This is a genomic window from Planococcus versutus, from assembly GCF_001186155.3.
Classification (GTDB): Bacteria; Bacillota; Bacilli; order Bacillales_A; family Planococcaceae; genus Planococcus; species Planococcus versutus.
Genome location: NZ_CP016540.2, coordinates 288,114 through 301,333, shown reverse-complemented (window position 1 = coordinate 301,333; position 13,220 = coordinate 288,114). Strand labels below are relative to the sequence as shown.

Annotated in this window: 12 protein-coding genes and 1 riboswitch; of the genes, 3 read left to right on the top strand and 9 right to left on the bottom strand. The window is 38.5% G+C overall.

Annotated features, from left to right (window positions below):
• Nucleotides 1-109: 109 nt before the first annotated feature.
• Nucleotides 110-211: riboswitch (purine riboswitch) on the bottom strand.
• A gap of 84 nt (nucleotides 212-295) precedes the next feature.
• From I858_RS01635 to I858_RS01600, 8 genes are all read right to left on the bottom strand, one after another.
• Nucleotides 296-697 carry an acyl-CoA thioesterase gene (locus I858_RS01635; protein WP_049694068.1) on the bottom strand — a complete coding sequence of 134 codons (402 nt, stop codon included), beginning with the start codon at nucleotides 695-697 and terminating at the stop codon, nucleotides 296-298.
• An 80-nt stretch (nucleotides 698-777) separates the two neighbouring features.
• Nucleotides 778-1,392, bottom strand: a complete 615-nt coding sequence (locus I858_RS01630; RefSeq protein ID WP_049694069.1) for a PH domain-containing protein — start codon at nucleotides 1,390-1,392, stop codon at nucleotides 778-780.
• A 40-nt stretch (nucleotides 1,393-1,432) separates the two neighbouring features.
• Nucleotides 1,433-2,734 (bottom strand): DUF4139 domain-containing protein, encoded by a 1,302-nt coding sequence (locus I858_RS01625; protein WP_049694070.1) that lies wholly within the window; start codon nucleotides 2,732-2,734, stop codon nucleotides 1,433-1,435.
• A gap of 26 nt (nucleotides 2,735-2,760) precedes the next feature.
• Nucleotides 2,761-2,982, bottom strand: coding sequence for a hypothetical protein (locus tag I858_RS01620; RefSeq protein WP_049694071.1), 222 nt, complete (start codon nucleotides 2,980-2,982; stop codon nucleotides 2,761-2,763).
• A gap of 120 nt (nucleotides 2,983-3,102) precedes the next feature.
• Complete coding sequence (locus I858_RS01615; RefSeq protein WP_049694072.1) at nucleotides 3,103-4,767, bottom strand: formate--tetrahydrofolate ligase; 1,665 nt, start codon at nucleotides 4,765-4,767, stop codon at nucleotides 3,103-3,105.
• A 25-nt stretch (nucleotides 4,768-4,792) separates the two neighbouring features.
• Nucleotides 4,793-5,773 (bottom strand): hypothetical protein, encoded by a 981-nt coding sequence (locus I858_RS01610; RefSeq protein ID WP_049694073.1) that lies wholly within the window; start codon nucleotides 5,771-5,773, stop codon nucleotides 4,793-4,795.
• Between the two features lie 128 nt (nucleotides 5,774-5,901).
• Nucleotides 5,902-6,297 (bottom strand): hotdog fold thioesterase, encoded by a 396-nt coding sequence (locus I858_RS01605; protein ID WP_049694074.1) that lies wholly within the window; start codon nucleotides 6,295-6,297, stop codon nucleotides 5,902-5,904.
• A 51-nt stretch (nucleotides 6,298-6,348) separates the two neighbouring features.
• Nucleotides 6,349-7,905: a fatty acid--CoA ligase gene (locus tag I858_RS01600; RefSeq protein WP_049694075.1), complete on the bottom strand. Its 1,557-nt coding sequence runs from the start codon at nucleotides 7,903-7,905 to the stop codon at nucleotides 6,349-6,351.
• A 358-nt stretch (nucleotides 7,906-8,263) separates the two neighbouring features.
• Between I858_RS01600 and I858_RS01595 the strand changes: the two genes are divergently transcribed.
• Together I858_RS01595 and I858_RS01590 are read left to right on the top strand one after the other, a co-directional pair.
• Nucleotides 8,264-9,304: a C40 family peptidase gene (locus tag I858_RS01595; protein ID WP_049694076.1), complete on the top strand. Its 1,041-nt coding sequence runs from the start codon at nucleotides 8,264-8,266 to the stop codon at nucleotides 9,302-9,304.
• Nucleotides 9,305-9,501: 197 nt separating this feature from the next.
• A complete protein-coding gene (locus I858_RS01590; protein WP_049694077.1) occupies nucleotides 9,502-10,968 on the top strand; it encodes a catalase in 1,467 nt (488 codons plus the stop codon).
• Nucleotides 10,969-11,067: 99 nt separating this feature from the next.
• Here the strand turns inward: I858_RS01590 and I858_RS01585 are convergent, their stop codons facing one another.
• Nucleotides 11,068-12,471, bottom strand: coding sequence for a protoporphyrinogen oxidase (locus tag I858_RS01585; RefSeq protein WP_049694078.1), 1,404 nt, complete (start codon nucleotides 12,469-12,471; stop codon nucleotides 11,068-11,070).
• 153 nt (nucleotides 12,472-12,624) lie between these two features.
• On the opposite strand from I858_RS01585, the gene I858_RS01580 reads away from it, so the two are divergent.
• A complete protein-coding gene (locus tag I858_RS01580) occupies nucleotides 12,625-13,182 on the top strand; it encodes a nitroreductase family protein (RefSeq protein ID WP_049694079.1) in 558 nt (185 codons plus the stop codon).
• Nucleotides 13,183-13,220 lie beyond the last annotated feature (38 nt).

The following is a 13,220-nucleotide window of genomic DNA, read 5'->3' as shown; positions in this document are numbered from 1 at the left end:
AATAAAAAAAGCCTTCAGAACGTGCGTCCATTCATACCATGAGTGGAGCAATGTCCTTCGAGCTTGAATTCGAAAGGAAACAGAAAACGGACGCTAAATAGCGCGCTTTCTCTGCTTCGTTGCTTCTCATAGTCAGTTTATTTACGGTAAACCGGTAGAAACTTGCGAGCCTTATTCTCGCTATTATATGAGTGAATCGTATTTGAATGGTCTAATTATAGCACGCTGTCTCACTTTTTCAAGAGAGCTAAAAGTTAAAAAAGTATTCTACTTATTCAGATAGTTATTGATTTCACTAGTTGCTTGTTTCCCATAAATGTTTCGACAACTCTTGACGGATTGCTTCTGGAATTTTTTCAGACTGCTGTTTCTCTAAATTGTAGTTTACATACACGGCTTTATTTCGAGCGCAAAGGTTTCCGGCTTGGTGCAGTTCTTCATGCAACTCTAAACTGCCTTTCCCAATTTTCTCAACCCAAATACGCATCTCAACATCTTCACCAAAATAAAGTTGACCGATAAATTCTAGTGTAGTTTTCACAATTACCAGTTTCCAGTTTGCAAAATCATGATCTGGTGTAAACAAGTCGAATAATGGATTTCTAGCAGCTTCGAACCATACAGGCAACGTTGTGTTGTTAATATGACCAACTGCGTCTGTTTCTGACACTCTCGGCGTTAAAGTCGTTTTATACATAGTCCTTCCCCTTCCCAATTTGTTTTAAATAAAAGAAAAAAACGGCGCCAACAAAGCGTCCATCTTTATCAAGTAGCATTTTAATTATTGATATACTTTTCAAATACATCGCCAAAATCTTTTACATGATACTGATTTCGTACAGAAGTCATCCAAGTAAAACCAAAATCAGTCAGTTTCGAGTATTCATCACCTAATGACACATCGCCAACTCGTGAGTTTTGCAAAATTGTCACAGCTTTGTTCAAGCTATCAGTTGCCATATTAATCACAATCTCATTTTCATGCGTACTTTCTGCAATCCTCAATAAAGATTTATAAAGATCAGTTAAACGGTTTGCTTGTTGTTTTTGAACATCAATTTTAAAAGGTATTATTCCTACAGTAAAGGCAAGTTCAATATCCAAGTCTATTTTTCCAGCAGTTTCGAGTACAACATTTGAAATAGTATGCTGAGAATACGGAAAACGTTTTAATGTCCGTTTAGACGAGATCGCACTTTCACCATCAACATGAATGATCGCAAGGTTTGTAAAGCAGTATTCATCCGCTTTTGTCTTAATTAGAAAATAGATTTTCTCGTCATCTTCATGCATGACATAGTCATCTGAGTCTGTCTTGTCAAAGTCTTGTGGATCGATTATTTTTCCAATATCTGATAAACCAAGTGCTTCTGAAGCCATTTTTTTAAACATACAACTCATTCCCCTTTACATATAAAATACTAGTTTTTATTTAGTGACCATTTATTCTAGCACTGTTGTCTACTTTGTAAGTAAACTCCACTTCTGTTTTTTTCTCTGCAGCGATATGAACGCGAAACTCTAGTTCATTCGATCTTTTCATCTCATAGTCATGACTGGATGATTCCATTTTCCAAACCTGTTCAAAAATTTGGTGATTAACGACAACACGTGCATAATCTGATTTCCGGTTTTCCAAGGTGTAGACATGTGTGACATAGTCAAACCGTTCTTTTCTTTCGCGCTTTTTTTCCCGATTTTGACTGATAATATCGAATACTTCACCTATCCCTATCGATATTTTTTGTTGTTTGGCTGTACTATTAATTGTATTTTCGCCGATAAACTCCATTTCGCCATCTTGATCTTGCTCATATACTTTCAAGGTTCCCATTGGCAATGGTATGCCAAGTTGATTGGCTTCTGTGTTATCGAATTCAACGACTACTTTTGCTCGTTCACTATGCGCTTCTAGTTTATATACTTTACGGAAAGTGACATCTTTTAGTTGTAGAAAACTAATCTGTTTCATCTGCCCCTGTGGGAGATCAACCTGCCGATCTATAGTGTATATGTGAGTATCTGCAAATTCATGCGCTTCAAAAACCGAATCACCTTGATCTGCTATAGAAAGCATTCGAGTTTGCGGAATTAGCGAGTGCACATCCTTTTGCCGATAAATTTTTCCAGAAGCTAATTTTAGTCGACTAGTTAAAAAATCCATGCCAGTATTATTGGAAAGTTGAATCCAGCCTATGAAATCTAATTTCGAATCACTTATTTTTGCTACGTAGTTTACTTGCCATTCTAATCCACTCGTTAAATAAGAAATTTTTGCTTCTACGTCTTTTGGGATAGGTTTTATTTTGCATACCAATGTTGGTGTTGTTAACAAGCCGTCTGGTAAGGAAGGTAAAATGAGTTGCCCTTCTGGATTGATAATTACTTGTTTTGTATCTACTCGCTCGACAATAATTTCAGCAGAGGCGCTTACTAAGCGTACTTCTCGTTTTTGACTCAATTCTTCGTTCCCCACGACAATTATTTTACCCAAATACTTTTCTAGAAGGCTTTTTTTGCTGATTAAGTTGGTATTGTAACTTTGCTCTAGTACGTGTATACCTTCTAACAAAATAGAAGCTACCTCCACTTTTGGAGAGACATCCATGAATTCAATTTCAGTTACGTCCTCGTTTGCGGGAATGCAGCGTGTTTCTTTAACCGATCCAAATCCATCTTGGTAAATGGTTAACCCTTGAGTTAGTAGTTGTTGACGTTTTGATTGAAACCTCACGCTATTCTCTCCTTTACGTGCACATTTTACCGATTAAAATATTTTTTTAAATACGTAATAGTTTCTAGTCGACATTGCTCAGTCAGTGGAGATTTTTTTACGTGCACTAAATCCCCATATAATCGTTCATCCAAAAATCGCAATTCTTCTTGATACCATTGATTTTTTTGCTCATCGTAAACAGTAACTTGCACGTAAATGGCTGTGTTTTTTTCTACAAAGTCAGTGACGGTGATGTGGCATTTCATAGTCGTTCCTCCTACATTTTCAGCAAAGTCATTTTATTTGTTTTGACTAAAATAACTCTCTACATTCCACCATTTATGTAACTAAAAAAGACTTGGAGCTGCTGCCCAAGTCTTTATTGTTCAGAATAAACCGATTGCATTTCCATCAGCAGTTACGTCCATACTCAAGGCAGCTGGTTTCTTAGGTAGACCTGGCATCGTCATGATATCACCTGTTAAGCACACTAAAAAGCCCGCGCCTAATTTTGGAATAATTTCACGAATTGTGATAGTGAATCCTTCTGGACGTCCCATTAGTTTGGGTTGATCAGATAAGGAATACTGTGTTTTTGCCATACAAATAGGTAATGAATCCCAACCGAAGTTTTTCAATTCTACCAGTTGTTTTTGTGCAACATCAGATAACTGTACATCTGCTCCTCCATAAACTTTTTGAACAATTGTGCGAAGTTTTTCTTCAAAAGAATCTTCTTCTTTATAAAGAAAATTGAAATTTGTTGGGCGCTGGAGTTCTTGTTTTACTAGTTTAGCTAGTGCAATTCCACCTTTGCCGCCTTTTTCCCACACTTCTGTCAAAGCAATTGCAATACCTTCTTTTTTAGCCCACGCTAGTACATTTGATAGCTCTTCGTCGCTGTCTCCAGAAAAGCGATTGAGTGCTATAACTGGCTCAATGCCAAATTGTCGAATGGTGTCCACATGCTTCGCTAAATTGACCATGCCATGTCCAACAGCATCTACATTTTCTGCAGACAAACTGTCTTTTGTCACACCGCCATGCATTTTAAGCGCACGAATAGTGGCAACAATCACAACAGCATCTGGATTAAATCCACCTTTTCTTGACTTAATGTGCATAAATTTCTCGGCACCTAAATCCGCACCAAATCCCGCTTCTGTTACTACGATATCTGCTAGTTGTCGTGCTGTATTTGTGGCAATCAGCGAGTTACAGCCATGTGCAATATTTGCAAAAGGTCCGCCATGTACGATTGCAGGTGTTCCTTCAATTGTTTGAACCAAGTTCGGTTTAAATGCTTCTTTCAACAATAAGGTTAAAGCACCTTCTGCACCAAGATCTCTAACAGTCACTGGCGCTTTGTCATACGTATAACCAATGACCATTTGAGCTAATCGCTCTTTTAAGTCAGCTAGTGAAGTAGCCAAACATAACACAGCCATAATTTCCGAGGCCACTGTAATATCGAAACCATCTTGACGTGGTATTCCTTGACCTGGTCCACCTAATCCAATTGTAACTTGGCGTAGCGATCGATCATTAATATCCAATACTCGCTTCCACGTAATACGGCGTGGATCGATATGGAGAACATTTTTTTGATGTAAATGATTATCGATTAATGCAGCTAACGCATTATTGGCTGAAGTAATGGCATGGATATCACCTGTGAAATGCAAATTAATATCTTCCATTGGTAAAACTTGCGCAAACCCACCACCAGTAGCTCCGCCCTTCATGCCCATAACTGGACCTAATGAAGGTTCACGAAGGGCCACCGCTACTGATTCTTTTAATTGTTTAAGCGCATCGGCAAGCCCAACCGTTACTGTAGACTTACCTTCTCCTGCTGGAGTAGGACTGATCGCCGTTACTAACACCACTTGACCCATTTTTTGAACCGGACGCAGTTGATCTACATTGATTTTCGCTTTAAAGTTCCCATATAATTCCAACGCATCTTTTGAAATACCTGCTTTCTCTGCAATTTCTAGAATCGGCAAGATTGTCGCTTCGCTCGCAATCGATAAGTCTGTAAAAGCCATGAAGGTAATCCCAACTTTCAATTTTTTATTTAGTATACTCTGTTTCTTCTGAAAAATCTTTAACGACTATTAATTCTGGAAAATCTTCTTCAATTGTTGCAAGTAAATGATTTTCTTCCAAATACTCATGCAGCTCTTCTCCATTTACTTTGCGCGTTTTCTCCAAACCTAGCGCATCTTCATGAAAGTTTAGAATGTATTTTTTCCCAGCATCTTTTGTTACTACGTAGACATCAAAAGGTTTGTATTTTTTCACTTCAAGCAATTTTTGATGTGCTAAAACCGAGGCTGCATCCAACTTATCAAAATGAGTATAAAGAAAAGCCTCCGACCGTTTTTCTTCCGCTGAAATACAACTCATTTTTGCTTGATGACGGTTGATAAAACGTTCAGATAAAGATTGATAAAACGTAATTTTTTCCCACTCGACGTCGTTGCTGTACTTTTCGATAAAACGCTCGGATAATACTTGATGACGTGTGACGAGAAGCCAATCAACTTGGCGTGCATGACGATGAATTAACGGCATTGGCAAATACTGATAGCGACTAAGTTCTGTCCAGCCTAATTGGTCTTGGTGTTTTTCGATAAATGCAGGGGATAACCCTTTAGCATTCGCTAAGTTTTGCCTTGTTGAAACAAACTTCCAATAATCTGCCGCATCAAATGGTGTGCCTTCTTTTTCGAATATTTTTTGTTGCTTTTTACTCAGTTCATATGCATCAATTGGATGCCATTTCTTTTTATCTGCATATCTTTCAATAAAATCTTCAGAAAGTTCCTGTGTTTTAATAATGTCATCCCAGAACAATCGATTTATATACTTTTGGATAAAGCCTTCTGATAATTCTTGATAACCCGAGATTAATTTCCAATTTACTTGATCCAGATTTTCTTTAATAAACTTCTCTGATAGACGTTCTTCCTGACAAATCTGATTCCAAGAGACTGAACGCTTGTCTTTCAAACCTTTTTTATCCATTAATTCTGTTAAAGAATTGAACATAGTAACCACTCTCTCTTTGCATTTTGTTATGCCTATACTAACATGTCTTTTGACGAAAATCCCATAATCAATACAGTAAAACCCCTCACTCGAACAATAGAGTAAGGGGTTAAGTTTGCTCGGAGTTGTTACTTTTTCTTTTTGACGATGGCTACTGTACATCTCGACACGCAGATAAGTTTTTCAGCCTCATCAACGATTTTAATATCCCACACCATCGTTGTTCGTCCTTTGTGAAGTGGTGTGCCAATAGCTGTTACGATGCCATCTTGTTTACCTCGCATGTGATTGGCATTGATTTCTAACCCTACTGCGAGCTCGTTTTCTTGATCGATTAAATGCCATGTACCAACACTTGCTACAGTTTCAGCCAAAACCACTGATGCTCCTCCGTGAAGTTGTCCGAACAATTGATGAGTAGCACCGTGTACAGGCATTGTAGCTATGACTTTTTCTGGAGTAATTTCACCTAACTCAATTCCCAATACACCTATAATCGTATCTTCTAGCGGTTTCATCTCCACGGTAGCATTCTCCTTTTTGACTTGTAAGTCTCTTTATTTCTCAGTTATATCTTACTCATTTTGCTCAGTATAAAGCTCGCGCAATAAGAACTTTTGAATCTTTCCACTCGCATTGCGTGGTAACTCATCAACAAAACAATATTTTCTAGGCCGTTTAAAACGGGCAAGGTTTTCATGGTTGAGACAGTACTCTTCTAAATGCTTTTCAGTTAGCAATACGTCTTTTACAACAATGAACGCCATCACTGACTCACCCCATTTTTCATCGGGAATTCCTAAAACAGCAACGTCTTGAATGAGTTCGTGTTCATGAAGAGCATCTTCTACTTCACGTGGATAAATATTTTCGCCACCACTAATGATCATGTCATCCACTCGATCAGATACATATAAATAACCATCTTCATCCATATAACCTAAGTCACTCGTATGATACCATCCTTTGTACATTACACGTGCTGTTGCTTGTGGCCTATGAAAATAACCAGCCATCATACTTGGTCCTTGAACAATGATTTCTCCTACTTCAAAGGGACCTACTTGATCATCTGGTTCTGCAGGACCGCTATCTTGAGGTCGGACAATTCGAATTTCATGATTAAAGGCAGGTTTTCCAGCAGATCCTGCTTTTATCAATTGTTCGTCTTCACTAAGAAACGTAATGGCTGGACCCATCTCTGTTTGACCATATGCTTGAATCAACTCGATACCCAATATCTCTTTTACTCGTTTAACCAGTACAGGTGCCATTGGTGCTGCACCATACAAGCCGCGTTTTAACGTTTTAACTTTTTCATTGGCATCATTTATCGTGGTCATCATACTCCACATTGTAGGCACGCCGAACATAACTGAAACTTTCTCGTTTTCAACGGTATCTACCGCTACTTGAGGATCGAACTGGTGCATGATGATGCTTGAAGCTCCAGCTTGGACACGTGGAATGATGTTGCAATGCAATTCTGCACAATGAAACATCGGTGCAATCACAAGCCCTACATCGTTTTTCGTGTAGTTGAGCATTGCGATGCACGTCATACTCTGTTCAGCCATGTTGCGATGGAGATGAATAACTCCTTTTGGTCGTCCTGTCGTTCCACTCGTATACATGATGGCATAAATATCCATTTCATCTACATGAACAAGTGGGTCTGACGTCGGTGCGCACTTGATTTGATCCTGATAGCTCACAGCATATTCTGGCACTTCATCATCTATAAACCAAAATTGAATACTCGGAAATTGGGGTGCTACCTTTTCGACAGTCTCTCGTAATGCTTCTTCAAAGAGCACAATCTCAGGAGTCGCATCATCTAGAATATAGGCCAACTCTTCTGGTTTTAAGCGAAAATTGATTGGATTGAAAATAGCTCCGATTTTTGCACATGCAAACAAAGCAGTAGGCAGTTCACTATTATTAAACAAAAAGCTCGAAACACGATCTCCTTTGCTAATACCTGCAGCGACAAACGCATTGGCTAACCGGTAAACATCATCACTCCATTCGGAATAAGTCCACCTCTTATCTCTTCTCATATCAACTAGTGCTTCTTTATTTGGATACATGCTTACTGTCTGATCAAAAATTTTCCCAATTGTTGCGTACATGTTCGACTCCTCCTCTTCATGGAACTATTTTCATATGACTCAATAATGTCAGAAAAAATTAAATATTGCAATAACCATAAAAGCCAATACGATTGTGCATTGACTAGCTATTTGCAAATAGCTATTAACATTTGACCAAAACTACCGATATAGTTTATACAAAGACCATAAACTATTGAAAAAAAATCATTATTTTTCTTATAAAACATATTTTATCTTTTTTTCAGGACTATCATCTTTGTAACACAACTGTAATATAAAGCTTATTGCCTATATATCATTGTTTATATAGAATTAAAACAGTTGTTAAAAAAGATTGAATTATTGGTGAATAAGATAATGAAAAAGGGGCTTGAGGATGAGAAAGATTATTTTCACGTTATTTGCAGCTACGGCACTATCACTTGCTATTGGAACTTCTGATACAGAAGCGAGTAGTTATACAGTTAAACCGGGAGATACTTTATGGGAAATTGCTTCAAGCAATAAAGTTTCAGTAGATCAATTACTTACATGGAATAAACTAGCATCAAATTCAATTTATCCAAACCAGACAATTAAAGTCGCTGCTACTTCAGCGACAGTTGCCGTTCCACAAAAAACAACAACAGCAAAAGCCCCTATAAGTTCTACTAGTACGAATACATACACAGTAAAAGCTGGTGATACTTTATCTAAAATTGCACGAGTGCATAATACTAGTGTCAGTTCGGTGCAGCAATTAAATCGGTTATCAGGCACAAACATTTACCCTGGTCAAAAGCTAGTCGTCAATGGCAAGCCTCAAGTTTCTGCGCCAGCAACAACTCCAGTAGCTTCAACTACGACAACTTATCGTGTAGTTGGCGGAGATACCTTAAGTAAGATTGCTAAAAAGCATAATACAACCGTGACAAAGTTAATGAGTGCTAACAACTTGAAAACGACTACGATTCGCGTTGGTCAAGTACTAAAAGTTGATGTTAAATCTTTATCAGAAACTGTGATTACTGTTTCAAATCCAATTGTTTCTGTACCTTCTACTTCTGGAAACTTGACTCTACTTGTCGATGTAGCCAAGTCTGTGCTAGGTACTCCATATGTATGGGGAGGAGCGGCACCTGGAGGCTTTGACTGCAGTGGATACATTTATTATGTTTACAATAAAGTTGGCATTAATGTACCTAGAACCAATACGACAGGCTTTGATGCAATTTCTTCACCTGTCAGTTCTCCCCAAATTGGCGACTTAGTATTCTTTAAAAACACATATCGTGCAGGCATCTCACACATGGGCATTTTTATTGGAAACAATAGCTTTATTCACGCCGGTGGTGACCGTGTTCAAATTACTAGCTTGAACGATAGCTACTGGAGCAAACATTTTGATGGGTATCAACGTTTGAATGCAATGCGTTAAGGTTAACTCTTAAGTATAAAAAACAGCTATGACGATCAAATCGTCGCGGCTGTTTTTTGGTTTTATATAAATTACTTAACGATAGAATTTTCAATTAATTATAATCATTATCAATTAGGATTGATTTTAATATAAAAAGTGGTATAATTGAATATGGAATGTTTGATTCAAAATAAAAAAAACGAGGTGTTCGATTTATGAGTACAAACAAAACAGGTTTAACAACTAGCTGGGGCTCACCAGTTGGCGACAACCAAAACTCCCAAACGGCCGGACAACGTGGCCCTGTTCTTTTACAAGATGTCCATCTTCTTGAAAAGCTTGCTCATTTTAACAGAGAACGTATTCCTGAACGTGTTGTACATGCCAAAGGTGGCGGTGCTCACGGTTATTTCGAAGTCACTCAAGATGTTTCTAAATACACAAAAGCTGCTTTCTTATCAGAAGTCGGCAAAAAAACTGATATGTTCGCACGTTTTTCTACAGTGGCTGGCGAGCTTGGATCTGCGGATACACTTCGCGACCCACGCGGTTTTTCTTTAAAATTTTATACTGAAGAAGGAAACTACGATTTAGTAGGCAACAACACACCTATCTTCTTTATCCAAGATGCGCTTAAATTCCCTGACTTTATTCACACACAAAAGCGTGATCCGCGTACACATTTGAAAAACCCTAACGCAGTGTGGGACTTCTGGTCATTGTCGCCAGAATCATTGCACCAAGTTACGTATTTGATGGGTGACCGTGGAATCCCTGCTACATGGCGTCACATGCACGGATTCGGAAGCCATACTTTCAAATGGACAAACGCTGAAGGCGAATCTGTGTGGGTAAAATACCATATGTTAACAGATCAAGGCATTAAAAATATCACTCAAGAAGTAGCAGATAAAATTGCTGGCGAAAACCCTGATTACCATACAGAAGATCTGTTTAATTCAATTGAAGAAGGCGACTTTCCATCTTGGACAATGTACGTTCAAATTATGCCTTTAGAAGATGCGAACACGTATCGCTTCGATCCATTTGATGTAACAAAAACATGGTCTCACAAAGACTATCCACTGATGGAAGTTGGACGCATGATGCTTAATCGTAACCCCGAGAATTACTTTGCTGAAGTTGAGCAAGCTACATTCTCTCCAGGTACCTTGGTTCCTGGTATCGACGTATCACCAGACAAAATGCTTCAAGGTCGTTTGTTCGCATACCATGATGCTCACCGTTATCGCGTAGGCGCTAACCACCAAATGTTACCGATTAACGCAGCAAAAAACCAAGTAAATAACTACCAACGTGATGGCCAAATGAACTTTGGCAACAATGGTGGCGGTTCGGTTTATTACGAACCAAATAGCTACGGTGGCCCGACGGAAACAACAGCGGCTAAACCGGCTCCACTCGAAGTAACTGGCGTAACTGATTCAGTGCCTCACTTTAAAGAAGATCATTACACACAACCAGGTGATCTTTACCGCTTGCAAAGTGCAGAAGAGCAGGAACGTCTTGTTGCAACTTTCGTCGGTGGATTAAGTGGTGTTGATAAAGAAGAAATCAAACTTCTTCAAATCAGTCATTTGTACAAAGCAGATCCTGAATTCGGTACACGTGTTGCAGAAGGTCTTGGTCTTTCAGTTCCAGATCTTACGGAAACAAAATAATTGCTTGATAACACAATCACCTTTTTCTCAATTAGCCTTTTATCCTTTCAGGATAAAAGGCTTTTTTCTATAAAAAAAGAAACCCAAACGGATTTCTTTTTACTCTTCATTTCTTTCAGCTAAGTTATTGACTATAATTCGAGCCAAGTCAGCGCCATTTTGGATGCAGGCTCCGATTCCTACACCAAAATAAGACGATCCTGCCAACTTAACTCTAGAGAGTGATTCGTCCATTTTTAGTTCCAATTCTGTAATTGCGTTTTTATGACCCATGTGATAATTAGGCATCAAGTTTTTCCAGTCTGTTACTTCGACCGTTAACGGAGCTTCTTCAATTCCCAAACTCTTACAAACGTCCGCCCTTGCTATTTTCACTAGTTCTTGTTGGGATAAATCTTTCAGCTGGCCATAAAACGGGTGTGAGCTCTTATAAAATAATCGAACCAATAATTTTTGTTTTTTTGAAGTATGTTTCCACTTTCGACTTGTCCACGTGCACGCATTACAAAGCAAATCACTTTGTTGCGAAACGATAAATCCGGTACCGTCTTCAGGGAGCTGTTCATCAGGGATGTCGTAACCCAGATAAACACTAATCAGTGAAGAAGTTAAAAACTGATTAAATTCGGTATCCAGCTCCGGTAGATTCAACAGCTCTTGTGCTACTTGATGAGGAGTTGCCATAATCACATAATCAGCTTCAAGCACTTCTCTCCCCTCTAGTTCTATGCGGTAGCTGTCTTGCTGTTTATTCACAGACTTAGCTTCGACACCTTTTATAATTCGAGCACGATCTAACTTATTTTCCAATTGATCAATCAGTACTTCCATGCCACCATCAAACGAAATGAATTTTTTGTTTGCAGCACCTTGGAAAAATTCCTTGTTTGCTTCAAATCCTTTTATGATACTGCCATACTTATTTTTATAGTCTACCAAATAAGGCAATGTTGATGACAATGTTAGTTCATGGAGATTGCCTGAATAAACGCCAGATAAAACAGGCGCAATTTGTTTTTCAACTAATTCTTTTCCTAAAAAAGCTTCGAGAAACTCACCGATAGAACTGTCTCGCGTATAATTTTCGTTATTGCTAGTCAAATCTTGTAATGCCGCTTGCTTTCCTTCTTCAGAAACGAGTGTTGAACTTACTAATGATTCTTTGCTCATCGGAATACCAAAAACAGTGTCTTTTGGTATTGCATGTAATACATTATTCGCATATAAATAAGAAATCCCTGTACCATTATAGACCATTCGATTTTCTAGGCCTAGGTCTTGGATAAACGGCATTACACTTGCATGGCGAGCGACAATCGAGTCAGCTCCCACTTCCATAATAAATTCTTCATCTTTTACGGTCTTGATCTTCCCACCTAGCTGCTGCGAACGTTCAATTAATACTAACTCGAGTCCCAAATTTTCTTGATCACTTAGCTTTTGTAAGTAATACATAGTGGAAAGACCTGTGATGCCGCCACCAATGACCACAATTTTTTTCAATTTGATCCACTCCTTGCTTATGCTTTTATTCTAACAATTTTTTTGATACGCTACATTGTTCTTTTTGTCTGTTTTGATACGCTTTCTAATTTCGTCATGTTAGGATAGACAGTAGTATCCATATTTCCAAGCGAAAAGGAGAGTCGTTTAATAATGAATCTTATTGACAAGAATATCATAGAGAGACGCTCAATCAAGAAATTCAAGGTTGATGCAGTCCGTACCGAAGAAATTATCGAACTTCTGAATATTGCTAAATGGGCACCTAATCATAAAGTTAATGAACCTTGGCGGTTTTTGCTCTATACAGAAGCTGGAAAAGAAAAATTTGTACAAGCTTTTCTCCATGCTATGAAGACATCTGATGGCGAAATCCCTACTAAAGTACTTAATAAAGCAGATTATTTCCGTAGCATTCCACTTCACTTGGTCGTTGTTATGCCCGAAGATCCAAGGCAAAGAAGATGGGATGAAGACTATGGCGCTATTTCTTCCATGTTGCAAAACTTCCAGCTGGCTGCTTGGGAACGTGGAATAGGGATGATTTGGCGTTCTAACGACTGGATTTCTAATCCTGTTTTCCGTGAAGCAATAGGCGTAAAGCCGGGAGAGAAAATTGTTGCTACTATGATGATTGGCTATCCTGCTCACATCCCAGAAAAAAAAGAACGCACTGATATTCGGAAGAAATTAACGATTATCAATGAATAACTTCTATTGAAAGAGAGATGTCGCATACCGTGGCATCT